Source organism: candidate division TA06 bacterium, from assembly GCA_016235665.1.
In the GTDB taxonomy this organism is placed as follows: domain Bacteria; phylum Edwardsbacteria; class AC1; order AC1; family EtOH8; genus UBA5202.
Window position 1 is genome coordinate 348,787 of the sequence record JACRJI010000008.1, and the last position, 24,222, is coordinate 373,008.

Here is a 24,222-nt window from a genome sequence, read left to right on the forward strand (position 1 = left end):
TTGTTTGATTAGGGTGATTATCTTATCCCTTTAGTTTGGCCAGATTGCGGATGTCCAGACTGCCGGTGTTCTTGAAGACATTTATCACCAGGGCCAGGGCCACCGCCACGATGGAGACCTCGATAACTATGAAGGTAATGACCACGCTCTGGGAGACGAAACTTTCGCCCCGGGCCCATCCGGCCACGATGAATGACAGCACCGCCGACTTGGCCATGATCTCCAGCCCGATCAAGAGCTTGATCAGGTTACGGCTGGTCAGCAGGCAGTACAGCCCTATGAAGAACAGCAGGCCCACGAAGATAAAATAGGTGACTACCATAATTTCTCCTTTCCGCCGTCCTTGGCGATGATGGCATCTTCCTTTTGCTTGACGGTCAGGGGCTTTTCCCTGAGCAGGGCCAGCACCCCGAACACCCCGCCGAAGATCACCGCGATCTGGCCCAGGATGTCCAGCGAGCGCACGCCCCACAGTGTGGCCCCGAAACTGGCCTCGGGATTGCCGAAGCCCTGGGGAGTATTGGCGAAGAGGGAGTGCATCACTTTGATGTCTATCAGGCCGAACACCACCAGCACCAGGGGAAAGACATAAGCCGGCCAGCGGGCTTCCTTGGCCTGCTCCTCTTCCTTGGTCATGGCTATCACCGATACGAACAGCACCGTGATCAGCCCGGCCACCACTGATAGTTCGAACACCGCGGCGAACGGCGAGTTCAAGCGGTACAACAGCACCGCCAGCAGGGCGCTCATGAAAGCCAGGGAGATGGCCGCCTTAAGCAGGTCCTTAAGAAACACCGCCATCATGGCGAACCCGGCCAGCATCAGCAGTAATATGAGGTTTAGGAGATCCATCTTTGTATCCTTAAAGTTTATAATAACTAAGTAGTAAAGTAGTAACGTAGAAAAGTATTAGAGTAATCTGGAATTAGCACTTTAGAAATATGCAATTTACAATTTAAATTTTGCCTTTTGCATTTTCAGATTATTGTCCCAGGTTGATGAAGCTGTTCACCCCGATGGCGTTGGATAGCGAAGTGACACCCGGCTGGATCAGATTGGCGGTGATCCAGGGGTAGAACAGCCCGCCCAGCAGACACAGGGCCGCCAGGCAGATGGTGGCCAAAGCCATGTAGAACGGCACTTCCTTGACCTTCTCCAGGCCAACCGCCAGCTTGCCGAAAAAGGCCTGGCGCTGCATCTGCAAAAAGTACCACAGGGTGATGATGCTGGTGGCCACCGCGATGGCCGCCACTCCGATATACTTGGCTTCCACCAGGGCCACGATGATGATCAGCTTGCTCCAGAATCCGTTGAAGGGCGGCACTCCGGCGATGGAGAAGGTGCCGATGGTGTTGGTGAACCCGGTGATGGGCAGTTTGTTGTTGACCCCTCCCAGCTTGGTCAGGTCCCTGGTGCCGGTGGCGTATTCGGTGGCCCCGGCGTTAAGGAACAGCAGGCTCTTGAAAGTGGCGTGATTGAACAGGTGGAACAGGGCGCCCATGATCCCCAGGGGCGAACCGATGGCCAGCCCCACCACTATGTAGCCGATCTGAGAAATTGAGGAATAGGCCAGCATCCTCTTGTAATCGTGCTGTCCCAAGGCCACCACCGCGCCGATGACCATGGAGAGCACGCCCAGCACCATCAGGGCCGAGGAGACCTGGGCCGGCAGGCCGAAGATGTTGTAAATGACCCTGACCAGGGCGTAGATGCCGGAGACCTTGATCAGCACCCCGGACAGCATGGCCGAGATCGGGGCCGGGGCCGAGGGATGGGCGTCCGGCAGCCAGGCATGGAACGGCACCATGGCCGATTTCAGGCCGAAGCCCATCAGGAACAGGGCCAGGCACAGGCCGATCAGCTGGGCGTTCATACCGTTCTTGACCGCGTAGGCCAGGTCGGTGATGCCGAAGGTGCCGGTCATCAAATAGACGAAGGACATTGCTAAAAGAATGCCGGTGGTGGCGACAACCGAGAGCATCAGGTATTTGAAGGCCGCCTCCACCTCATCGTGTTTCTGGCCGAAGGCCACCAGGGCGTAACTGGCCACCGCCGCCACTTCCAGAAAAACGTACATGTTGAACAGGTCGGTGGTCAGCACCAGGCCGTTCATCCCGGCCACCATCAGCATGAACAGGGCGTAGTATGAGCCTTTGGCCCCGTAGTGCTCCATGTAGTTGACCGAGTAGATGCAGGCGAACAGCGAGATCAGGCTGATGATGATCAGCAGCAGCAGCGAGAACCCGTCCATGGCCAGGCTGAGCTTAAGGGGCAGGCCCAGCGAGCCGGTGTCCCAGAAATAGCGGTGCCCGGCGGCCACCATCCGGATGTGATACAGCCCCAGCCCCAGGGTAAAGGCCATGGTCACCGTGCCCAGCACATCGGGCAGGCCTTTCCAGATCCGGGCCAGCAGCGGCATCAGGGCGGCCACCGCCAGGGGAACGATGATGAATAAAAGCAGCATTTTTATGATTGCTCCAAAGTATTATTACCGATTATGCGACTATTTTAAAATTACTATCTTTTTAGTATATGAATTTTCTCCTATCTGCAACCGGCAGATATAAATTCCATTACCAGCTAATTCGCCTTTATCTGTTAACCTATCCCATACTACTATGTGTTTACCATGCAGTTTATTCCCATCAATGATAGTTTTCACCTTTTGGCCTAATACATTGTAAATGTTCAATAGCACACTGTTTACACTTTGTGAACTAGGCAAGTAATACGAGAATTCAGTTTTACTATAAAATGGATTAGGGTAATTTATAAAATTGATTTCCTCTTCTTCAGTTATTTTGCTATCAGTTTCCTTTGAACTAAAGAACTGATCACTTGCATTTACTATCTTACTGTCCAAAACGGTTGGGTTATAATTTATCAATTTTGAACGGCAAAATACATTTAAAGGATGGTAACATTCCGTATGGTAGTGTAAATCTTGTTGCACTGATATAAGCGATAAAGTAGTGTCCCCTGAAGGTATCTGATATGGCCATGTAGGCGCAATCCACTTTACTATTACTTCTTGTGGGTAATTCGGTAGTTTTAAGTTAGTTAAAGATGCTTGTGGTGTTTCGACTATGTTGTAGTAATGGTCACCACCAATAGGAGTATATCTATATGAATAGATACCCTGTGCGGTAAAAACAATAGAACCGTCAACTGCAATTTGCACAGAACCAACAGAAAGAGGTGTAACTGACGGTATACCTACAAGACCATACCATGGGTGTGAATCAAACATCCCCATATAAAGCGAGGTCAATTCAGGAACATCATATAATTTGCCGTTCCATAGCCACGTACTGCCATTGCTGACAGGACCAAGCAAATATGAGCCGCCAGTGACTACTTCATAGGGTAAGTCAGTACCTACTACGTTGGCTGAACAACTCACCCAAGCACTGAAAGGGTAAATCCATTTAATGCCTAAACTATCATCGGCAGAAAGATCGCGGCGTATAGAATCTGGGAAAGTTTCATAATACATTCTATTTGTGACAACTACGCTGTCGTCCAATAATTTCAACCAGTGACCAAATTCATGTAACGCTATGGATTGAACATCTATCTCACCTGATCTCGGATTTGTTGAAAAAGTGTAGACGCAAGCCAAATTAAAAGTTGTTGTCGCCATAACTAGTATATTAGGGTAACCCACCATGGAATCGACTTGGACAAACGCTGCTAAGTCAGGATTACCCCATAAATGCCCAGTTTGTACCATACCTTCGGTGGTATACCTGTTAAATTCAAATTTAAAATTCGCGTTTGCTTCATTCCATGTTTTTGCGGCAGATTTAATATGGCTCCACCATTGTTTTTTAACGCCTGACTCTGGAAAACTACGCTGATCTTTAATATTAAAGAATACCGGATGCTCCAAATCCCTTTCCCAATATTTACCAGACCAAATATATGAATAAGCGTTGCATACCAGTAAAACAAAGGCAATGAGGGCTATAATAATAGGCTTGGTTTTCATCTTATCCCCCTATTATTGTTATCTTTCACCTTTTTTACAATGGTTTTTATAACGCTATCTAATGGCGCCGCATCTTTTCGTGGGACATAATCCCTATGAACTAGGTTACCCTCTGTAATGCGATACTTGGACACCTCATAATATCCATCACAATGTTGCAATTCATAAAATTTTTCTTCTGTATAAGGGAAAAAATCTGCCAACCCCCAATATAATCCTGTTACATCATCATATGTTCCGTCATAAAATGAATGTATGTTAGCAGGAATATCCGAGAGATACAGCAGAACTCTCTCGCTTTTTGTGAAACTAAAGTTTGGCTCAATCGACTGACCAGGAACACCTAATTCACCTTTGTTCAGTTTAATTAAATATTCCTGTGGATCCATTTTTACTACTTTTCTAATGTAATTTTCCCAATTCCGGCTGCGCAAGAATCTTTCTTTTGACATCCCGACTGGGTATATGTATTTAACAATAATTTCTTTTTCGGTTGTATCGCCCATTAAAGTCCTTTCAACTTTAATGGTGGCTTGATGGAAGTAATAATCGTCATCCGGTGTGTCTTTAACGTCAATCACAGTGCCAATAACTATTTTGCATGATCTATCAATAATATCGCCAGTATATACTTTTTTCCACGATTCTTTTAGTAACCGGTGTCCGCTTTTTTCTTTTAACCCTTCATCAGCATATTTATATTGCTTTTTCTCTTGCCCGTTTAACCCTGCAATTGAGATAAAAGCAAAAAATGATATTAGTATGATAGTAATTCTTTTTATCATTTTTGTATCCTCCAATTTTAGAGTTTAACAGCAACGAAAATAGCGGCAATAAATAAAGTTACTTGACCAGGACCGCCAAGTAGATCACCAGCAACGCGAATCCGCCCACCACCCAGCTAAGGTAGTTGGCATAGACCCCGTTGTGGTATTCCTTGAGGACCTTGATGGAGAAGTTGCCGGCAAAGGTCAGCAGGTTCTCGTAAACAGCATCGATGCCCCGGTCTATCACCTTCCACACTGCCCAGGCCCCGCCCTTGACCAGCCCGTTGACGAACCAGTGGTAGAGGTCGAACACCCGGGCCTCGGCAAGATCGTAGAGGGTGTTCAGCACCGGCAGGTGATGGATGGGCTCGGAGGCCAGATAGGCCTTGCCCTGCCCTTTTTTGACGCCGTACTGGTGGATCAGGAAGGCGATCACCAGACAGGCCATGGACACGCCCACGATCCAGTTCATGGCGAACGAATGGTGCCAGAATTCCAGGTTGGCCCCCTCCTCCACTATGGGCTTGCCCTCCAGGATGGGGGTGATCAGGTATTTCAACGGCAGCTTGTTGAACACCCCGAACACCACGCAACCCAGGGCAATGGTGGCCATCGGGATGATCATGGCCCAGTTGGTCTCCTTGACGTTCTGGACGGGGGCCTCCGGGCTGCGTTTACCGAAGTAGGTGGAGTGCCCGAGTTTGAGGAACGAAGCAAAGGTGAAGATGGCCCCGATCCAGGCGGCTATGGGGAAGATGATGTGCCCGGTCTCAAAAGCCCCGTGGAACACCATTTCCTTGGAGACGAAGCCGTTGAAGGGCGGCACGCCGGAGATGGAGAAGGCCGCGATCCAGAAGGCCACGCTGGTGATGGGCATCAGCTTGAACAGCCCGCCCAGCTTCTTCAGTTCGGTGGTGCCGGCCTCCTTCTCCACCGCCCCGCCGGTTAAAAACAGGGTGCACTTGTACATGGCGTGGTTCAGCATGTGGAAGATGCCTCCGGCGATGCCGATGGGCACCCCGGTGCCGATCCCCAGGATCATGTAGCCCACCTGGCTGATGGCGTGGAACGAAAGCAGTTTTTTATAGTCCTTCTGCACCAGGGCCATCATCACCGCCAGGACTATGGTTACGGCTCCGATGGTCATCAGGAAGATGGACATGGCGCTGTTCATGTGGATGGTGAAGAACTCCAGCGAGATCCTGGCCAGCAGGTAGATCCCCAGCAGTTTCTCCAGGGCCGCCGGCAGATAGGCCATGAAGGGCAGCGGGGCGTCGATGGCGGCGTCCGGGATCCAGGTGTGGAAGGGCATGGCGCCGGCCTTGGCCATGGCGCCCAGGGCCATCAATATGAAGGCCGCCCCGGCCAGACCGGCGGGCTCCAGGTAGCGGACCTCGGACATGGTCATGGTCCCGGTGATGGACCACAGGAAGATGATGCCCAGGATCATGGCGAAGTCGGCCAGTCCGGAAATGATCAGGGCCTTGGTGGCGGTGATGTGCGACTGCTTGTGGCCCAGGGTGATCATGCCGTAGAGGGTTACCAGCAGGCCCTCCCAGAAGAACAGCAGCACCATGAAATTGTTGGCCAGAATGGCCCCGTTGGCCAGCCCGGCGGTGATCAGGAAATAGGCGAAGTATTCCCGGGCCCGCCATTTGTCGTGCATGAAGGCGGCCGAGTACAGGGCCAGCAGGACCTCGAACCCGGCGGCGGCCAGCAGTATGAAGCGCGGCAGATGATAGGCGTAAAGGTCAAAGTTTATGCCGAAAGAGGTCCAGGGCACGAACAGCCTTAAGCCCTCTCCCCCGCTTTTAAAGATCAGGGCCGCATAATACAGGGCCACGGCGGCCACCGCCACGGCCAGCCCTTCCTTGAGCCATTTGAGGCCCTTGGGCAGTATCAATACTGCCAGCCCGGCCAGCACCGGCAGCAGGATCGGTATTAAAAGAATGTTGGGATTCATCTTTAAACTCGGTATTTAAAATTGTATTTGGGTTTTACCGGGGAAAGACAGGATTTACATGATTTACTGGATTAACTTATAATGCCTGAGTATTTAAGAAATCCTGTTAATCCTGTCAAGGGTCCCTATTAGATAAATATTTTCTGGTGCGAAAAGACTAGAGCTACAAGATTAACCTGGTTAAAATTTATTGCCTGAATAATGAAAAAATCATGTAAATCCTGTCAAAAATAATACTCGGTGGCTAGCGCACCAGGCCGATGATGTCGTGGATGGCCGGGTTGCCCATGATGTCCCGCACCGCGATGTTGATCAGGTCCATCGGGTATTTCACCAGGATCCCGGCGGCCAGCGACAGGAAGGCCAGCGAAGCCACCACCCAGACCATGGTGGGGGTGCCCTCCTTATGGGCGTGGATGCTGTGGTCCCGGGCCTCACCCAAAAAGACCAGGTTGAAAAGCCGCAGCAGGTAGACCAGGGTTAAAACCGCAGTGAAGATGGCCAGCGAGCCGATGACCACGTTGCCCGACTTGATGATGCCCTGAATGACCATGAACTTGGAGAAGAATCCGCCGAAGGGCGGGATCCCCACGATGGAGAAGATGCACATGATGAAGGCCACCGCAGTGATGGGCATGGCCTTGAACAGCCCTCCCATCTTGGTGATGTCCTTGGTGCCGGTGCCGTGTTCTATCACCCCGGCCGCCAGGAACAGCCCGCCCTTGGCCAGGCCGTGCATCAGGATGAAGAGCAGCGCCCCGGCCACCCCGATGGTATTGAAGGCCGCCAGGCCCATGAAGATGTATCCGATCTGGCTGACGGTGGAATAGGCCAGGATCCGCTTGATGTTGGTGTCCCAGAGGGCGGCCGCGGCCGAGACCATGGCCGAAAGCAGGCCCACGGTCATTAAAATGGTCTGCCAGTCAACCGGGACGGCGAAGGTGAAGTTGAATATCCGGGCGAAGGCGTAGACGCCGATCTTGACCAGCACCGCCGCATGCAGCAGGGCCGTGACCGGGGTGGGGGCCACGCCGGCATCGGGCAGCCAGGTGTGGAAAGGCAAAGTGGCCGATTTGGCGAAGATGCCCATGGTGATCAGGGCGATGGCCAGCCCGGAGATCGGCAGGCCGCGCATCTCCAGCATGTTAAAGGTGCCGCTCTGGGCGTAGACCAGGGCAAAGCCCAGCAGCATGAACACCGCGCCGCCGAAGGTCATCAAAAAGGCCTTGTCGGCCTTGAGCACGGTGGGCCGGTCGCGGAAGAAGCCGATCAGGCGCCAGGAGCAGATGCCGGTGATCTCCCAGAAGACGTACATGAAGATCAGGTTGGCCGAGAAGACCAGCCCCATCATAGCGCCAAGGAAAAGGACCACCATCATGAAGTATTCCTGCTGATAATGGTAGTCCTTGATGTATCCCAGCGAGTAGACGATGATCAGGGTGCTGATCAGCGAGGCGGCGATGGCCATGAAGACCGACAGCCCGTCCACCACCAGTGTGGCGTTGACCCCCAGCCCCAGCGCCAGGTTAAAGACGTGAACTTCACCCGAAAAGGCGGCCGGCAGCAGGTTCAGCGCAAAAAAAGTGGCCGCCAGACCCAGCAACACCGCCACCGCGTTGCGCAAGGGCTTGGAGACCAGGCCGAAAAGGGGAAGGGTAAAGCTCCCCAAAAGCGGGATCAGCACCGTGGCCCAAACCGAAAATTCCCAGCCCATATGAACTCCTATATATTTTGTAAAAAATTTTAAGTAAAGACGTTTTATTTTACACCAAAACGTTTTTTATGTCAAGGGTAAACCGGATATAAAAACAATTATCCATAGCCTCGCCCTTAAGGACGTGGCTATGGATAAAACCAACCAATATTCACAAACAATTTATTGGCAGCGATCAGTGTCCAATATATCTTTGACCGATATCTTCTCCAAACAATCATAATGCCCGTACCGGCACTCCCTTTGGTAGCAGGGGCTGCAGGGTTCACCATTATATATCACCCGGTGCTTTTCCCCCCAGGGTTTTGTCCAGACCGGATTGGTGGAGCCGAAGATGGCCGTTACCCTTGTTCCCGCCGCCGCTGCCAGGTGCATCACCCCGGTATCATTTGTGATGAAGTTTGAGCAAAGCGAAAGCAGGGCCGCGCTCTGCCGCAGGGTTGCCGTTCCTGCCAGACTCAGCGCTTTTGGGCCGATGTCCCGGGCTATCTGTCCGCAGAGTTCTATCTCCTCGCCAGATCCGAAGATCAGGATCTGGTGCCCCCTATTTACCAGTTCTTTCCCCAGTTCCACCCAGTTCTCCTGGGGCCAGCGCTTGGCCGGGCCGAAGGTGGCGCCCGGGCCAAAGCCGGTGATATTTCCGGTCTGAAGATTGTTGGAAGCCAGGAATTCCCCGGCCCACTTCATCTCTTCCGGTGATAGGAATATCCCGGGCGCATTGACGGCCTCCTCCCTGCCCAGCAGTTTCATGAATCCCAGGATTATATGCCGGCTGCGGAAATCCTTTTGACTGTATCTGAGTTTTTGGGTCAGCATAAAGCCCCGGGCCTCGGTGCTGTAGCCGATGCGCCGGGGGATGCCGGCTAAGAAAGTCATCAGGGCCGAGGAAAAAGAGATCGGCAGGATGTAAGCAATGTCAAACTTTTCTTTTTTCAGTTCCCGGGCGGTCTTCCAGAGGAATCTTTCGGGAGAAAGTTTGATGATGCTTTGGATATCGGGATCGTTCTCGAACAGCGCCGACACCCGGGGATGGGCCAGCACGGTGATTGACGCCCCGGGATGCGCCTTGGCGCAGGCCGCCACGAAAGCGGTGGAGACCACGGCGTCGCCTATCCAGTTGGGTACGCGGATAAGTATCTTAGTATTTTCAGTATTCATGTTCATTTTCTTGCCACAAAGAACGTGCACTGAGCCTGTCGAATGTGCACAAAGACACAAAACCATTTCCGATTTCCCATTTCCAATTTGGTCATTTTGGTGCCTTGGTGTCTTGGTGGCTAATATTATCCTATATGTTCTTTGATTTCTGTAAGCACTTGGTCGGCAGTGATAAGTTTCATGCAGTTGAAATGGCCCTTGGGGCATTTCTTTGAACCGTGCAGGGCGCAGGGCCGGCAGTCCAATTCGGTTTCAATGATCCTGCTTTCCTTGCGCCAGGGCGCAAAGCCGAATTGTCTGACCGTGGGCCCGAAGATGGCCGCCACCGGCGTGCCCGCCGCCTCGGCTATGTGCATGGCCCCGGTATCGTTGGTGACCAGCAGTTTTGCTTTGGACAGAACGTAAGTCAATTGTGCCAGGTCCAACTGCCCGCAAAGGTTGGTGGCATTTGCTCCCGATGTTTTTACGATCTCTTCAGCGACTGCCCTGTCGTTCTTATCCCCTACAATAACTATTTCCCATTTCCCATTTCCTATTTTAGTGATCAGCTCCGAGTATCCCGACCAGCGCTTGGTCGGCCAATGTGCCCCCGGCGCTATAGCAATAAATTCTCCCTGCGGCAGTTTGATGGATGGATCGGCCACCGGATACAGCTTGGGCTTGGATTCGGGCTGTTTGACCCCGGCCTTCTCCACCGCAGCCAGATATCGTTGGATCACAGTTTTGAAAGTTTTGCCCCTGCCCTGCCCCCAGACCAGCATCCGGCGGCGCCAGGTGTCCTTGGGCCAGTGGATCTTTTTTCCGCCGTTAAGGCAAAGGGTGATCATCCGGCTGCGCGGGTTGTTCTGCAGGTCTATGATGAAGCTGTATTTCTTGGTACTGAGTTCGTGAATGAACAACAGCAAACCCCGCAGGCCCTTGTGCCGGCCAGTTTCGTCGAAGCCGTGAACGTTGGCCAGTTTGGGGTGGCGCTTTAAAAGCCCGGCAAACCTGGCTTTGCAGGCGAGGTCTATCTGCGAGTCGGGCTCGGCTTGTGAGATGGCCTCTATGGCGGCGGTGGCCAGCACAATGTCGCCGATGGCGCCCAGACGAATGAGAAGGTATTTATTCTTCATTTCTTGACAAGAAAATCTTCTGCCATCTTTTTAATTTCTTCGTCCTTACTATTGTCGGCAGTATATTTAATGATTGAAAACGCTTCAACAGTGGCAGTTTTATTCAAGACGACAAGCGCATTAATGGCAGCATGATTTTTAATGTATTTTATATTATCATTAATTAATTGTTCTCGTTTTGGATCTACGCCATATTTACTTTCTATGGCTTTGCGAATATCCCGCGTCCAAGAGGTACTATCGTCAGGGCATGCTATTTTTTTTAATACAACTAACACTTGTGGATTAATTTGTCCCCACTCAATTAACAGTAACGAAGCATTCCATCTTACAAACAGATTGATATCATTTAGGGCTTTAATTAATGTAGGCTCTGCTTTCCTGTCATTAATTACATGTAGGGCATGTATGGCATCAATTCGAGCTTCGACTACGTCATATGTTTCAATTATTTTACATAGTACTGGTACTGCACGGCGGTCATTGGCACGGCACATATACATGATTGTCATATCTTCATGATCCGGCGAGTATAATGTATGATCTGTTATGCCGTCTTCTGCTCTTCCAATTATCTCCGGTAAACGTTTACGTGCCTTTTCTCTTTCTTCATTCAACCATCTCTGCACTTCATCAGGGTTTTCAGTGGTTTTTCTTTGTTGGGCTCTAGTATATTTACCACTATGCTCAAGATTGGTTTTTCTTTTTGAAACATTTTCGTTCCCCACCAATCTTATAGACATTAGATCACCTTTAGCATCATTCCCCGTTACTTCATACCCTGTTTCAAGTTTCTTGAAAATAACTTGACCGGGCTTATCTGAAAAGTTATCTACAACTACTGCTAATTTCGAATCAACCGGATTCTTAATGTTTGGAAATGTTGTCCAAAAATCAGTCACTTTTTTGGGATATAGACCATTATTGCGGCTTGCATAATCCTCCACAGCAAGCTGCACGGTATGCATATTATTTTTTATCGCCTTGGTCATAGAATCTGTCGGCGCTTTTTGGGCGTGCACGGCAACGTAAAACATTAAGCTTATCATCAACAATGATATCCGCTTCATTTTTCGTCTCCACAATTCTTATTTGTGTTACAGAAGATGACTTAAAACTTTTTCCACTTCAATGCCCCCTAAAGAACACTTGGTGCTTGGTTGGCAGTTCCTACAGAATTCATCCTCCGGCACCAACTGAACATGCCCCTCCCCCAGCGGCCTCCAGCGTTCCGGGCGGCTGGCCGGCGCCGGGCAGAACAGCCCCACCGTTTTGGCCCCCGCCGCCGCGGCCAGGTGCAGGGTGCCGGTGCTGCTGCCCGCCACCTGCCGGCAATTTGCCAAAATTGCAGCCAGCAGCCGCAATGTCAGCTGTGGCCCGGCAATGGGCACATTGGTATCGCCTTTTACTTTATTCAGTATCTCTTCCTCCCCCGGCCCGCCCAGTATCAGCACTTCCTGTTTGGCTTTCACCAATTTCCGGACCAGTCCGCCCCATCTCTCCGGCGGCCAGTTGGCCGAGGAACCCCGGTTGGCGGGGAGAATGGCGATGGGGTTGTTGACATTGATGGACAAAAGGACATTTTTGGCTTCAGCAATTTCCTTGTCGTTCAAAAATATCTTCGGTGGCTCGATCTCTTCTGGGAGTTCAAACAAACTGCGGGCCACGGAAAAGTTGTATTCGGTCTCGTGAATGACCCGGCCGTCGTTTCGATACGCTCCGCCGTTGGCTGAGTTGCCGCAGGCAGTATCGAAGCCAGGCGGAGCACTCAACTTCCGGCCCCTGTGCGAATGCTTGAAGCCCGTCAAAACATAATAGGGCCTGAAGCCCAGTCCGGCCTTCTGTTTAACACCGGCAAACAGCGCCGCCCAGGCCAAAAGCTTTGAAGGATGCAGCATCAACAGGACATCGTAACGTCCCCGGCGCAATGTTTTGATCAAAGGCCAAAGGCCGTTTGTCCAGATGATCACCTCGTCCAAAAAGGGCTGGTCAAAGAACAGCTCCGCCAAAGGCTTGGTCACCATAAAAGTGATGTGCGCCCCCGGCCTGGCCGCCTTAAGCGCTTTTAAAAGAGGCACGGCGCTGAGGGCATCGCCCAGCCGGTCCTGGCGGACCACTAATATTTTCTGTGGTTCAGACAACTTCAACCGCCGGAATGACAGGAGTGACCACCTGGGGAGCGGGGGCGTTCTTGGCCTTGATCTGCAGGTAGCCCAGCGTCCAGTAGGCCGAGGTAAAGACCCCGTAAACGCAGGCCAGCAGCAGTATCAGAACAATGCCCACCAGCCCGCCGAGCACCAATCCCAGCCAGATATTTATCACCCCCAATATTATGAAGGGAATGGCCAGGGCTATCACCCCGACCGTTATGGCTATGGAGATCCCTATTCCCAAGGCGATTGCGATTGCCCCCAACGTGGCCGATTCGGAGACATTAGTTTTGCTCATCTGCCAGGCCAGTTTTAAAGAATCCATGACCCCTTTGTCTTCCAGCACACAGATCCTGGCGGCCAGGGCCGCCACCAGCACCAGTACGAAGACGGCCAGTAATATTGGCAGGATGCACAGTATCAGCCAGATCACGGCCACAATTTTAAGGCCGTCGCCCCCGGCCACCAGCATCACGATGAACGGCAGCATGGCCAATGCGATCACTCCCAGCATCATCAGGCCGATCATCAGGGAGATCCCCACGTTGGGCCAAAAATATTTAAGCCCGGCATTTAGGGCACTGTCGAAACTGCTTTTCCCCTCCTGCTCCACCTGGGCCGCGCCCTTGATCAGAGCCCCGTAGGAGACGAAGGCCAGGATGAAGTGGATCAAAAGCAGTATCCCAAGGCCTAACGCTATCATGACGGCTATGGCCGGGTGCTGCCACAGCCAGGACCAGCCGGCGGAAAAATATTCGTTATTTTGGGCCTCCTTCATGTCCCCGGGATACGACATCCCACCGCCCATCCCGGCAAACACCCCAAAAACCCACAGGTAGCGGTGCCTGATGGACATGCTCCAGGAATCCTTGATTATCTTGGTGTAATCCATTTTGAAAGTCTCCTTGGGGTTTTGGATCGTACTTTTTTAACCTCTCCCTTCCCCTCCCCTCGAGGGGAGGGCAGGGTGGGGTTATGAGGCTGGGTTCAGAGCGATGCCATGAATGACATCGCTACTGATCATCAACCCCGATAAATCGGGCTGTTTTAGTAGGCCTCGCCAGAGGCACTTCGACACCGCTCAGCACAAGCCTTGATGGCTTGTAGCGATAGTCTTCAGGCTATCGCTTAAAATTGGGTAACAAATTCCCCCATAGCCTCCAGCGCTCTCTGCGAATAAGCCTCATACCTCAGCTTCTTGGAGTGAACGGAATTCTCCAGCGGCGGCAGCAGGCCGAAATTGACGTTCATGGGCTGAAAGCTTTTCCCGGTCCCTCCTTCGGAAACATACTTGCACAAAGCGCCCAGCATGGTCAGCGGCGGGGGAACCAGCAGCGGCAGACCATCCAGCTGACGGCACATGTTGATGCCTGCCAGCAGCCCGGTAGCGATGGATTCCACGTAGCCCTCCACTCCGGTGATCTGTCCGGCAAAGAACAGGTCTTTCCTGATCTTGGACTGCATGCTGTTTTGGATGTGTTTTGGCCCGTTGAGATAGGTGTTGCGGTGCATGCTGCCGTAGCGCAGGAATTCCGCCTTCTCCAGGCCGGGGATCATCCGGAACACCCTTTGCTGCTCGGAGATCTTAAGCTGGGTCTGAAAACCCACCAGGTTGAACATGGTGCCTTTCAGGTTCTCCTGCCTTAACTGGAGAACTGCATAGGGCCGGCGCCCCTCATGGGGGTTGAAAAGCCCTACGGGCTTCATCATCCCAAAGCGCAGGGAATTGACATTCCTCTCGGCCATGGCCTCCACCGGCAGACAGCCTTCGTAGTAATGCCCGGCCTCAAAATCATGGGGCCTGTGGCGCTGGGCCTTTACCAGTTCGTCAACAAAACTTAAGTACTGGTCCTTGGTCAGCGGCGCGTTCCAGTACTGGCCTTCTTCGTCTGAATAGCGCGAAGCCTTGAACATTTTAGAATGGTCCAGCGACCCGGCTTCCACGATAGGGGCGATGGCGTCGAAGAAAAACAGCCCCTGCTCGCCCAGCACACCGGCCAATGCCCGGGATAATTTATCCGAGGTCAGCGGCCCGGAGGCGATGATCACTGGGCCTTCCGGGATGGAAGACTGTTCCTGGGAAATCACCGTTATGTTGGTAAGGTTCGCGATCTCCCGGGTCACCGCCAAAGCGAACTGGTCCCGGTCCACCGCCAAAGCCTTGCCGGCGGGCACCGAAACTTTATTAGCGCATTTCAGCAGCAATGAATCAAGTAAAGCCAACTCAGCCTTAAGCAGTCCGTGGGCATTTCCCGGCTCGGTGGATTTAAGAGAATTGCTGCAGACCAGCTCGGCCAACAGTCCTGTCTGGTGGGCCGGGGTGGTTAGGGCCGGTTTCTCTGCTTTTCCGGTAAAACGCATCTCGTACAAGTGGACCTGATGCCCGCGCTTGGCGGCCTGGTAGGCCGCCTCGCATCCGGCCAGCCCCCCGCCGATGATGGATATTGTCTTTAAGTCTGTCATGTATTTTTAAGGATACACCAAAACTGTTATAAAATCAAGGCAAAATAAACCCCGCCGCTGGCGGGGTTTATTTTGAGGCTGGGCTGCAACAGACTGGAATAGTTCTTATCCTTTTACCACGGCCAGCGGTTCCAGCTTGATCACCGGCTGGATCAGGTCCAGTTGCTCCTTGATCACCCGCTCGATGTCCTTATAGGCCCTGCTGGCCTCTTCCAGATCCTCTCTGGTCCTGAGGGAATGGAGGATCCCTTGCTTTTCAAGTTTTTCCCGTTCTTTTTCCAAATCAAGGCTGCGCCGGGCCTCATTCCTGCCCATCCGGCGCCCGGCTCCATGGGAGCAGCTGCTAAAACTGTCCCGGTTACCCAGCCCTTTCACTATGTAACTAGGAGTGCCCTGCGACCCGGGAATGATCCCGATCTCGCCGGCCCGGGCCGAGGTGGCCCCTTTGCGGTGAACCAGCACTTCCTTGCCAAAATGGTTCTCCATCCGGGCGTAATTGTGGGCGATGTTTATCATCGATTCGAAAGCGGCTCCGGTTGATCCCGATACTATTTCCTTTATCCTTTCCATCATCAGCCGCCGGTTGGCCAGAGCGAAGTCCACGCAGTACTGCATTTCCGAGAGATATTGACGCCCCTGGTCGCTGTCCACCGGCAAAAAGGCCAGTTCCCACTGTTTGGGTATCTTTCCGCCGCTTTTCTCATTCAGATTGATCGCAGCCTTGTTGTAATGGTCGGCCACCTGTTTGCCGATGTTCCTGGACCCGGAATGGATCATGATCCAGATGCGGCCGTCGTCGCCCTGCTGTATCTCAATGAAGTGGTTTCCCCCGCCCAACGTTCCGATCTGGCTTCTGGCCTTTTCGTATTCGCGGCCCACAATGAGCTGGCCGTCCTTAAGGCCGGGCAACAGGCCGGGGTCCTGTTTCTGTTTGTGGTGGGTAAAGCCCACCGGCACGGCCGTTCTGATCTGCCCTAATATGCTTTTCAATTTTTCCCGGTCGATCTCCGCCAGGGAGGTCCGGACCGCACACATCCCGCAGCCTATATCCACCCCCACCGCATTGGGAATGACGTTGTCCATCGTGGCCAGCACTCCGCCGATGGGCATCCCGTAACCCTGATGGGCATCGGACATCAAACAGACATGTTTGAAGGCGAACGGCCGTCGGGCCAGGTTCTTGGCCTGCGATAACACTCCCTCCTCGGGGTTCTGGCACCAGCTCTTTATGGCCAGCATGCCGCTTTCAGTTATTTCAAACATGGATCCTCATTGTTAACTGGCCGCCACTGATTTACACATCCCCTCCCTGGCCCCTCATTTTAAGATTACGGGAGACCCAAAGATAAAAGAACTCGCTCAGTTTTTGCTCCACCTCCGGCCCTTCTATTATGCCCAGCGCCCGGCTCAACGCTTCGAAGGTGCAGATCCGGCCCTCCGCTTCCTGAGCGCTGCGCAGGCGGTAACGGGTCGGAGCTCCCGGCGGCAGGTGGACCTTGATCGCCTCCTTCATCAGAGCCTCGCGCTTGACCATGTGCCCGGCCTGGTTCCAGTTGCCGTCGGCCAGGATCAAAGTTATGGGCCGGGGAATGGTTTTAAGAAACCCGGCATTCAATTCCTGCGAACCGGCTCCGGGGAAAAGCACCAAAGGGTTCGGGTATTTTTCCGAAGGTTCCGGAGTTGCCGGTCCTCCCTGCAATCCCCTTAAGAATATCCCGGAGTTCTTAAGCACCAGCCCGGCCAGGCGGCCGCTGTTGCTTTTGCGCCGTTCCTCGGCGTAATGCATTATCACCACCGACTTGGTGGCCAGGTCAAAGAACGGGGCCACTCCGCAGATGCATAGTTCTATGTGCAGCCGGCATCTGGGACAGCGCGGTTTGGCATTAACGCCGGTGTTATGCTTCATACATATTCAGTGAAATTGACATTATATTTCTAACCGGCCATAAATGTGTAACCGATCATTTCTGCTTCAGAATTTAAAACCTCCCTGAATCTGCACTGTGACAGCTGGGAGGTTTTTGAAGACATTCAAACTTCTGAAGCCAGTTCTGCAATTCTTTTTGGAATAAGGAATCTTTTAAACCATTTCATTCCTGGGGGGAATACGGTGATATTTAAAACTTATAACCCGCGCCCAGGGACCCTTCAGCTATCAGGTTGTCCTTGATCAGATAGCCGGTGGTGATCTTGTCACCTGTCAAGAACATCCCGCCCTTGCCCTGAGCCCACAGGAATATAGCCGGAGTGATCTGGTATTCCATCCCGGCGCCCCCGGCGATGATGGGACTGACCGCGGTCTGGTCCACACCTGTTGCCGGGTCTTTGTACAAGGCCCCGTTATAAACATTCTCCCAGTAAAGTATCCCTCCTCCGGCCATCAGATACGGTGTGATCTTTTCCCAAAAATTGAACTTGTAGCGGGCATCGACTTCGGCGTCGATGTAATTCGTCTGGTAAAGCTGGTAATTGGGGTCCCATAATATACCCTTGATCTTGTTGCTGCCGTATCCCCCATTGAAGCAAAAAGCGAATTTTTCATTCAGATTATAACCGGCCCCCAGTTTCATCATGTAACCGTAGCTGGCCTCCGGGAGCACCCCTCCCATTAGTTTGGTCACCCCGCCCCCCAGCATCGCCTGCCATTTTCCGGAAGCTGAAGATCCTGCCCTGGCCAGTTTGACATCAAGCTGGCTTTGGGCCTTGTCCTTCAGGCTGAGGTTCTTGACGTCTGACTTATAGCCCTGAGCGGCAAAACTGAACTGATAGGCTCCCGGCTTGACCGTTAATTGAAACTTTCCGGCGGCGTCGCTGTATAGGTCAATCGGTATTGATCCCAGGTTGGTTATATGAGCTTTGATGGGAACGGCCGTAGCCGAGTCCTGTACAGTTCCCGTAATCACCGCCTCCTTGCGTTTGAGGGTAAGGTCCCATTGTTCGGTCTTGCCGGAAGTTACCGTCAGTTTGCGCTCTATCCAGCGGTAGCCGTTGGCGTAGATATGCATCTTATACTCACCGGGCGCCAGATCCACCTTGTAATTTCCGGCGCTGTCGCTTACCAAAGCCGCCAGGTCCAGGCCGGGGAAAGTGATCATCCCTTTCATGGGAGCTCCGGATTCCCGGTCCTTGATCACCCCCACAATCGTTCCCGGAACAGGGGTCTGGGCCCGGACGATCCCCGCCGCTGCCAGCCATAGGCCCGCCGTTGTTAGAAATAACCGGACAGAGATTCTTCGCATGACCAACCCTCCTAAATTATTCAGGTGGTATATCCTTGTATTTATAACAAAGCCGGTTACAAAAGTCAAGAAAAAAAGCGGCCCGCCTGACGGCGGGCCGCTTTGAAACCGGCTATTCCTTGGACTCTCCATCTTTTTTCTCCTCCGGCTCGTACTTGCACTTTGAACAGGCCACGAAATTGCCCTTGGCCTTGCTGTACTTCTGGGACAGGTGGCCGAAACCGCAGCTGGGGCAGGCCTGGTTCACCGGCTTGTTCCAGCTGGCGTACTTGCAGTCGGGATAGCGGCTGCAGGAGTAGAAATTTTTGCCCCGTTTGCTGCGGCGCTCAGTCAGCTCACCGGTGCAGCCCGGCTCGGGGCAGGGCACTCCGGTGGTGATGGATTTTATGTTCTCGCACTTGGGATAATTGGAGCAGGCTAAAAATTTCCCGAACCGGCCCCGCTTGACCGCCATGGGACTGCCGCATTTGTCGCATGTCCCGGCGTCTATCTTCTGGTCATCATCCTCCTCCAGGGGTTTGGTGGTCTTGCACTCGGGATAATTGGAGCAGGCGTAAAACTTGCCGAACCGGCCCCATTTGATGATCATCGGCGCCTGGCAGTTGGGACATTTCATGTCCGTTTTTTCTTCCAGGGATTTCTTCATCTCGGCCTGGCCGGCCTCGGCCGCCTTCAGGTCCTTGGAGAACGGGGCGTAGAAATCCTTCAGCACCTGCAGGCGGTCCAGCTTGCCCTGCTCAATCTTGTCCAGCTCGGTCTCCATATCGGCGGTGAACTGGACCTCGAAGATGTCGGGGAACTTTTCGACCAGTATCCGGCTGACCACTCCTCCCAGCTCGGTGGGCGAGAACCGGCCCGATTCCTGCAGGATGTACTCCCGGTCCACCAGAGTGCTGACGATGGTGGCGTAAGTGGAAGGCCGCCCGATGCCCTGGGCTTCCAGCACCTTGATCAGGCTGCCCACGTTATAGCGCGGTGGCGGCTCGGTAAAATGCTGTTTGGGCAGAAGCTCGGCCAGCTTTAGGACCTCGCCCTTGGTCAGGGGCGGCAGGCTCTTGCTGTCGCCGTATTCTGCCGAGTCGTCCTCCTCTATCCCGTAGGCCGCCAAAAAGCCGTTGAACTTAAGGGTGTTGCCCGAGACCCGGAATAGGTATTTGCCGCAGGCGATGTCGGCGGTGGAGGCCAGGTAGACGGCCGGGTTCATCTGGCAGGCCAGGAACCGGCTGTAGATCAGGCCGTAGACCTTGTGCTGTTCCGGGGTCAGGTAACCCTTGATCTTGTCGGGGTGGCGCTCCACCGCCGAGGGCCGGATAGCCTCGTGGCCCTCCTGGGCCCCCTTGCGCGATTTGTAGTGCAGCGGTTCCGCCGGCAGGTACCCGGCCCCGAATTTTTCCCTGATGTATTCCCGGGCGGCGGCGATGGCCTCCGGGGCCAGCCGCACCGCGTCGGTCCGCATGTAAGTGATCAGTCCGGTGGCGCCCTCGTCTCCCAGCTCGATGCCCTCGTACAGTTGCTGGGCCAGCATCATGGTCTTCTTGGCCGAATAGCCGAAGGCCCTGAAGGCCGCCTGCTGCAAGGTGCTGGTGATGAAGGGCGGATAGGTGTTGCGTTTCTTGTCCTTGGACTCCAGGTTCTCCACCGTGAACTGGCCTGCCTTAAGCCCGGCCAGCACCTTGTCCATGGCGGCCTGGTCGTTGATGGCGGCCTTCTTGCCGTCGATTTTGAACAGCAGGGCCTCGAACGATCCGCCCTCCTTGCCTTGGAGTCGAGCGGCTAAAGACCAGTATTCCTGGGGTTTAAAGGCCTTGATCTCGTCCTCCCGTTCGCAGATCAGCCGCAAAGCCACGGTCTGCACCCGCCCGGCCGAGAGCCCCCGCCTGACGGTGGTCCACAGATAGGGGCTGACCTTGTAGCCCACTATCCGGTCCAGTATCCGCCGGGCCTGTTGGGCCTCCACCTTGTTGTTGTCGATCTTGCCGGGATGGGCGATGCCGCTCTTGATGCTTTCCTTGGTGATCTCGTAGAACATGATCCGGTGGACCTTCTTCTTCTTGCCTTCCTTGATCTCGGCGGCGATGTGCCAGGCTATGGCCTCCCCCTCGCGGTCGGGATCGCAGGCCAGATATATGTTTTCGGCTTCCTTGGCCTTGGCCTTGATCTGGGCCACTAATTTGGCCTTGCCCTTGATGACCACGTACTGGGGCTCAAAGTCCTTGGCCAGGTCCACCCCCAGCTTGCTGGGCGGCAGGTCCCGGACGTGGCCCATGGAGGAGATGACGGCGTAATCGCGGCCCAGGTATTTGCCGATGGTCTTGGCCTTGGCCGGTGATTCAACGATGACGAGATTTTTTGCCATACAAAATATTTTCTATTTACAATGCTGCAGTTTACTTTTGAGTGTTTGGCGTTTGACGTTCAGCGTTTGATTAATGACTGTCCCCTGCCATCCGTTCCTACGATCATTTCCCAAAAATCCGTTCCCTTTACGAACAAGGCCGACTATCATACTAAAATAAAACCTGTCCTGTCAAGGCTTTTCTCTTGACTTTGTCCGTCAAAGAAATTATACTTAAGTTTTAATCCTTTGCCGGTTAGCCGATTGTGATTTTAATTACACAAAATTTAAAACTGATTTTCTATGCGCCTTCCTTCAGAATCCAAACAACAGCTTTTCCTGAAAAATCTCTGGTCCGAGAATCCGGTGATGTTCTCCGGACTCGGCATATTTTTGGCTGTGGCCGGTACCGCCACTGTCAGCCAGGCATTTTTTCTGGGAGCCATCGTCCTTCTTTTACTGCTGTTCAACAGCCTGGTCTCATCGGCGGTGGGCGAGCTGTTCCAGAAAAAGGTCCCCCTCTGGCCCCAGGTGATCCTCTCCTCAATATTGCTGTCGGGCCTGGCGGTTTTTCTGTCCGGGGCCTTTGCCTCCCTGCCGGATAACACCCGGATATTGTATGCCCTGCTGGCGGCCTCGCCTCTGGTGTACTCGCGGGCCCAGCTTCTGTCCTACAACACCACAATTGACAGGGCCATGTTTGATGCCGCCGGAACCGGGGTGGGAACCCTGGCCGTTATGCTGTTCATAGCCCTGATCCGGGAAACGATCGGACAGGGCCGCCTGGCCGGTTTCAGAGTTTTCCCCCCGGCCCCCTGGCCCCTGCTCAATACACTGTTCGGCGGGATCCTCTTGACCGGGATCCTGCTGGCGATCTTCAACCTGCTTGTTAAAAACAAAAAATGACCGCACCTTTCGCCTTATCATTCCTGACCGGACTGCTGGCTCTTAATCCCTGGATCAGCCAGGGGCTGATCCCCACCGCCGCCCAGGGCGCCAGCCTGAACCACCGCCAGGCCTTTTACTACGGACTGCTGGGGGCCTTGACCATGCTGGCATACGGCCTGCTGGCCTGGCTGCTGCATTTCCGGGTTATCGCCCCGTTAAACATGGCGGCCTTTGAACTGCCTTTGCTGTTGCTGATGATGCCGGGGCTCAACTTGGCTTTAGCCAGATTGTTGAAACCCTGGCCCCGGCTGGAACAGAACCTGCCCGTGTTCCATTTGAATTTTCCGGCCCTGGCGGCGGCCCTGGTGCTGCTGCAATATCCGCCGGAATCGTTCGGATTGATGGCCCTGACCCTGCTGGGAATGTCGGCCAGTTTCCTGGTTTCCCTGGTGCTGGTTTCGCACTTGCGGACCCGGCTGGAGACCGGGCTGTTCCTAAAACCGTTGAAAGGCTGGCCCACCTTCCTGCTGGCGTCGGGCATCTTATGGATCGCCTTTCAAGGCCTTTTGATGCTGATCAAATAATATGAACTGATTATCCAACTTACTCAGGAACCTTTATCCGCAAACGTTGTAGTGAGTGGCAACCGAACTATTAACGCAGACGCTGTCGTGAGCATTAGCCGAATGATGGTAACGATTCTATTTGAATTTAAATATTAGCTTAAATAAATAAATCTGTGAAAATCTGTGAAATCTGCGGATCGAATACTTTTGAGATGTTTACCTGAACAAAGTGGATAATCATTTAATGCACATTCAACATGAACACTGAGACCTCTAATATTTCTATGGGAACCTCCCAAATAATACTTGATCTCTTGCCAGGCTTGAACTGCGGGCTGTGCGGCTCTTACCAGGGCTGCCTGGGCTACGCCCGACGGCTGGAGCAGGGCGAGCCCGACCTGGGTCTGTGCCTTCCCGGCGGAGAGAGCCTGCGCTCAAAACTGCTGGAATTCTGGGCCGAGAAGAACGCCGGGATGCAAGCCGAGGTCTCCTTCCTGATCTGCCAGGGCGATTCCCACAAGTCCGCCGACCGGTTTGAGCATCAAGGCATCTCCACCTGCCGGGCAGCCATGCTGACCTTCGGCGGTCCCCGCCAGTGCCTTTACGGCTGCCTTCGTTTCGGGGACTGCGTGGCCGCCTGCCCCTACGGGGCCATCTCGCTGGGCAAGCAGGGCCTGCCCAAGGTGGACTTCACCAAATGCCGGGGCTGCGGCCGCTGCGCCAAGGCCTGCCCCAAGCAGATATTCAAGCTGTCGCCCAAGAGCCAGCAGATATTTTTGGCCTGCAGCAACCAGTCCAAGCACGAAGGCTTCACCGGAGCCTGCCAGAGCGGCTGCACCACCTGCGGGGTCTGCCTGGAGGCCTGCCCCTACGGGGCCGTCAGCTGGGAGGGCTCGCTGCCCAAGATCGACTACCAGCGCTGCCGCTCCTGCTCCATCTGCGTCATCAAGTGCCCTCCCAAGAGCTACATCGACCGGATACCCATCCGGCCCACCGCCTTCATCGGACTGCAGTGCGACGGCTGCGGACAATGCAAACCGGTCTGCCCCACCGACTGCATCATCGGCAAAAAGAACGAGCACCACAAGGTGATCCGGGGCCAGTGCATCGGCTGCGGGCTGTGCTTCGAGGTCTGCCCCCAGAAGGCGGTGACCATGCTGGGAGCCTTGGGACACGTGGACCTGACCAGGTTCTAAAAGATAAAAAATGAAAAATAAAAAATCAAAGATAACAACAGTATCATTTTGCTTGTTGTTATTGCTTGTTTCTTCTGACCCCGGCATCGCCCAGAGCATAGACCAGAGGCTGTTCACCCAGATCCATGAACGCTGGCAGCGGGATTGGCTGGACAAACCGATGGAACTGTTGACCGATGCCGGCGAGGCCGAGATCGGCATTGCCCTCTGCGCCGGGGTGGGCCTGTTCGGCGGTGAGAAGGTCCGGCAGAGCGCCAAGCTGGCCCTGACCGCTGACCTGGCCTCGGCCCTGCTAGTATATGGCATGAAGAACGCAGTCAACCGGCCGCGGCCCGAAGGGCCTACCGAGCGCTCCAATTCCTCCTTCCCCTCCGGACACTCCACCGGGGCCTTTGCCCTGGCCACGGTCTTTGCCCACCAGTATCCCAGGATAGCCATACCCTGTTACACTGCGGCCGCGGGAGTAGCCTTGTCCCGGGTTTATTTGGGAAGACACTATCCGTCTGATGTCCTGGCCGGCGCGGCCATAGGCTTTGCCACGGCCAAGCTGGTGCTGCATTTCAGGAAGGGGATATTGGATTTCGAGTTTGACACCTGGCTGCAAAAGAAGTTTAATAAGGATGAAAGTCCCGCCCCGCCCGACAGCAATACTGCACAGTAATTCTAAACTCAACCAA

Annotated in this window: 21 protein-coding genes; 4 read left to right on the forward strand and 17 right to left on the reverse strand. The window is 53.7% G+C overall.

The features are described 5' to 3' along the window. Window positions 1–22: 22 nt before the first annotated feature. From HZA73_04235 to topA, 17 genes are all read right to left on the reverse strand, one after another. Entirely contained in the window at window positions 23–322 is a 300-nt protein-coding gene (locus HZA73_04235; protein MBI5805235.1) for an NADH-quinone oxidoreductase subunit K, read from the reverse strand. Next, window positions 316–852 (reverse strand): NADH-quinone oxidoreductase subunit J, encoded by a 537-nt coding sequence (locus HZA73_04240; protein MBI5805236.1) that lies wholly within the window; start codon window positions 850–852, stop codon window positions 316–318. The genes HZA73_04235 and HZA73_04240 overlap by 7 nt, the downstream gene beginning before the upstream one ends. A 130-nt stretch (window positions 853–982) precedes the next feature. Next, window positions 983–2,464, reverse strand: a complete 1,482-nt coding sequence (locus HZA73_04245) for an NADH/ubiquinone/plastoquinone (complex I) (GenBank protein ID MBI5805237.1) — start codon at window positions 2,462–2,464, stop codon at window positions 983–985. A 39-nt stretch (window positions 2,465–2,503) separates the two neighbouring features. After that, complete coding sequence (locus HZA73_04250; GenBank protein MBI5805238.1) at window positions 2,504–3,991, reverse strand: T9SS type A sorting domain-containing protein; 1,488 nt, start codon at window positions 3,989–3,991, stop codon at window positions 2,504–2,506. Next, window positions 3,988–4,776 carry a hypothetical protein gene (locus HZA73_04255; protein ID MBI5805239.1) on the reverse strand — a complete coding sequence of 263 codons (789 nt, stop codon included), beginning with the start codon at window positions 4,774–4,776 and terminating at the stop codon, window positions 3,988–3,990. The genes HZA73_04250 and HZA73_04255 overlap by 4 nt, the downstream gene beginning before the upstream one ends. 58 nt (window positions 4,777–4,834) lie before the next feature. Next, window positions 4,835–6,721: an NADH-quinone oxidoreductase subunit L gene (locus HZA73_04260; GenBank protein MBI5805240.1), complete on the reverse strand. Its 1,887-nt coding sequence runs from the start codon at window positions 6,719–6,721 to the stop codon at window positions 4,835–4,837. Window positions 6,722–6,965: 244 nt separating this feature from the next. After that, window positions 6,966–8,435: an NADH-quinone oxidoreductase subunit L gene (locus HZA73_04265; GenBank protein ID MBI5805241.1), complete on the reverse strand. Its 1,470-nt coding sequence runs from the start codon at window positions 8,433–8,435 to the stop codon at window positions 6,966–6,968. A gap of 162 nt (window positions 8,436–8,597) precedes the next feature. Next, entirely contained in the window at window positions 8,598–9,593 is a 996-nt protein-coding gene (waaF, locus tag HZA73_04270; GenBank protein ID MBI5805242.1) for a lipopolysaccharide heptosyltransferase II, read from the reverse strand. 125 nt (window positions 9,594–9,718) lie between these two features. After that, window positions 9,719–10,708, reverse strand: a complete 990-nt coding sequence (locus HZA73_04275) for a glycosyltransferase family 9 protein (GenBank protein MBI5805243.1) — start codon at window positions 10,706–10,708, stop codon at window positions 9,719–9,721. Next, entirely contained in the window at window positions 10,705–11,778 is a 1,074-nt protein-coding gene (locus tag HZA73_04280; protein MBI5805244.1) for a HEAT repeat domain-containing protein, read from the reverse strand. The genes HZA73_04275 and HZA73_04280 overlap by 4 nt, the downstream gene beginning before the upstream one ends. A 27-nt stretch (window positions 11,779–11,805) precedes the next feature. Further along, window positions 11,806–12,849, reverse strand: a complete 1,044-nt coding sequence (locus tag HZA73_04285; GenBank protein MBI5805245.1) for a glycosyltransferase family 9 protein — start codon at window positions 12,847–12,849, stop codon at window positions 11,806–11,808. Continuing rightward, entirely contained in the window at window positions 12,842–13,750 is a 909-nt protein-coding gene (locus HZA73_04290; GenBank protein MBI5805246.1) for a hypothetical protein, read from the reverse strand. The genes HZA73_04285 and HZA73_04290 overlap by 8 nt, the downstream gene beginning before the upstream one ends. Window positions 13,751–13,986: 236 nt before the next feature. Continuing rightward, entirely contained in the window at window positions 13,987–15,321 is a 1,335-nt protein-coding gene (gene trmFO, locus HZA73_04295) for a methylenetetrahydrofolate--tRNA-(uracil(54)-C(5))-methyltransferase (FADH(2)-oxidizing) TrmFO (protein ID MBI5805247.1), read from the reverse strand. A gap of 105 nt (window positions 15,322–15,426) precedes the next feature. Then, the gene (locus HZA73_04300) at window positions 15,427–16,584 is read right to left on the reverse strand and encodes an RtcB family protein (GenBank protein ID MBI5805248.1); all 1,158 of its coding nucleotides are present in this window, start codon (window positions 16,582–16,584) and stop codon (window positions 15,427–15,429) included. A 31-nt stretch (window positions 16,585–16,615) separates the two neighbouring features. Beyond that, complete coding sequence (locus HZA73_04305) at window positions 16,616–17,227, reverse strand: DTW domain-containing protein (protein MBI5805249.1); 612 nt, start codon at window positions 17,225–17,227, stop codon at window positions 16,616–16,618. Between the two features lie 211 nt (window positions 17,228–17,438). Continuing rightward, window positions 17,439–18,560 carry a carboxypeptidase regulatory-like domain-containing protein gene (locus HZA73_04310; protein MBI5805250.1) on the reverse strand — a complete coding sequence of 374 codons (1,122 nt, stop codon included), beginning with the start codon at window positions 18,558–18,560 and terminating at the stop codon, window positions 17,439–17,441. A gap of 112 nt (window positions 18,561–18,672) precedes the next feature. Beyond that, window positions 18,673–20,916, reverse strand: coding sequence for a type I DNA topoisomerase (topA, locus tag HZA73_04315; GenBank protein ID MBI5805251.1), 2,244 nt, complete (start codon window positions 20,914–20,916; stop codon window positions 18,673–18,675). A 282-nt stretch (window positions 20,917–21,198) separates the two neighbouring features. Here topA and HZA73_04320 point away from each other — a divergent pair, with 282 nt between their 5' ends. The 4 genes from HZA73_04320 to HZA73_04335 all read left to right on the forward strand — a co-directional run bounded on the left by HZA73_04320 (window position 21,199) and on the right by HZA73_04335 (window position 24,206). Beyond that, a complete protein-coding gene (locus HZA73_04320; GenBank protein MBI5805252.1) occupies window positions 21,199–21,801 on the forward strand; it encodes a hypothetical protein in 603 nt (200 codons plus the stop codon). Further along, window positions 21,798–22,367, forward strand: a complete 570-nt coding sequence (locus HZA73_04325; GenBank protein MBI5805253.1) for a hypothetical protein — start codon at window positions 21,798–21,800, stop codon at window positions 22,365–22,367. The genes HZA73_04320 and HZA73_04325 overlap by 4 nt, the downstream gene beginning before the upstream one ends. Before the next feature lie 266 nt (window positions 22,368–22,633). After that, the gene (locus HZA73_04330; GenBank protein ID MBI5805254.1) at window positions 22,634–23,545 is read left to right on the forward strand and encodes a 4Fe-4S binding protein; all 912 of its coding nucleotides are present in this window, start codon (window positions 22,634–22,636) and stop codon (window positions 23,543–23,545) included. A 10-nt stretch (window positions 23,546–23,555) separates the two neighbouring features. After that, entirely contained in the window at window positions 23,556–24,206 is a 651-nt protein-coding gene (locus HZA73_04335) for a phosphatase PAP2 family protein (GenBank protein MBI5805255.1), read from the forward strand. Window positions 24,207–24,222: the final 16 nt, after the last annotated feature.

Bases quoted from the DNA above. Each gene is read 5' to 3' on its own strand.
- HZA73_04250 (MBI5805238.1), bottom strand. From the start codon at position 3,991: ATGAAAACCAAGCCTATTATTATAGCCCTCATTGCCTTTGTTTTACTG.
- HZA73_04235 (MBI5805235.1), bottom strand. From the start codon at position 322: ATGGTAGTCACCTATTTTATCTTCGTGGGCCTGCTGTTCTTCATAGGG.
- waaF (MBI5805242.1), bottom strand. From the start codon at position 9,593: ATGAATACTGAAAATACTAAGATACTTATCCGCGTACCCAACTGGATA.
- HZA73_04240 (MBI5805236.1), bottom strand. From the start codon at position 852: ATGGATCTCCTAAACCTCATATTACTGCTGATGCTGGCCGGGTTCGCC.
- HZA73_04275 (MBI5805243.1), bottom strand. From the start codon at position 10,708: ATGAAGAATAAATACCTTCTCATTCGTCTGGGCGCCATCGGCGACATT.
- HZA73_04265 (MBI5805241.1), bottom strand. From the start codon at position 8,435: ATGGGCTGGGAATTTTCGGTTTGGGCCACGGTGCTGATCCCGCTTTTG.
- HZA73_04245 (MBI5805237.1), bottom strand. From the start codon at position 2,464: ATGCTGCTTTTATTCATCATCGTTCCCCTGGCGGTGGCCGCCCTGATG.
- HZA73_04335 (MBI5805255.1), top strand. From the start codon at position 23,556: ATGAAAAATAAAAAATCAAAGATAACAACAGTATCATTTTGCTTGTTG.
- HZA73_04305 (MBI5805249.1), bottom strand. From the start codon at position 17,227: ATGAAGCATAACACCGGCGTTAATGCCAAACCGCGCTGTCCCAGATGC.
- HZA73_04280 (MBI5805244.1), bottom strand. From the start codon at position 11,778: ATGAAGCGGATATCATTGTTGATGATAAGCTTAATGTTTTACGTTGCC.
- topA (MBI5805251.1), bottom strand. From the start codon at position 20,916: ATGGCAAAAAATCTCGTCATCGTTGAATCACCGGCCAAGGCCAAGACC.
- HZA73_04330 (MBI5805254.1), top strand. From the start codon at position 22,634: ATGGGAACCTCCCAAATAATACTTGATCTCTTGCCAGGCTTGAACTGC.
- HZA73_04290 (MBI5805246.1), bottom strand. From the start codon at position 13,750: ATGGATTACACCAAGATAATCAAGGATTCCTGGAGCATGTCCATCAGG.
- HZA73_04260 (MBI5805240.1), bottom strand. From the start codon at position 6,721: ATGAATCCCAACATTCTTTTAATACCGATCCTGCTGCCGGTGCTGGCC.
- HZA73_04300 (MBI5805248.1), bottom strand. From the start codon at position 16,584: ATGTTTGAAATAACTGAAAGCGGCATGCTGGCCATAAAGAGCTGGTGC.
- trmFO (MBI5805247.1), bottom strand. From the start codon at position 15,321: ATGACAGACTTAAAGACAATATCCATCATCGGCGGGGGGCTGGCCGGA.
- HZA73_04325 (MBI5805253.1), top strand. From the start codon at position 21,798: ATGACCGCACCTTTCGCCTTATCATTCCTGACCGGACTGCTGGCTCTT.
- HZA73_04320 (MBI5805252.1), top strand. From the start codon at position 21,199: ATGCGCCTTCCTTCAGAATCCAAACAACAGCTTTTCCTGAAAAATCTC.
- HZA73_04255 (MBI5805239.1), bottom strand. From the start codon at position 4,776: ATGATAAAAAGAATTACTATCATACTAATATCATTTTTTGCTTTTATC.
- HZA73_04310 (MBI5805250.1), bottom strand. From the start codon at position 18,560: ATGCGAAGAATCTCTGTCCGGTTATTTCTAACAACGGCGGGCCTATGG.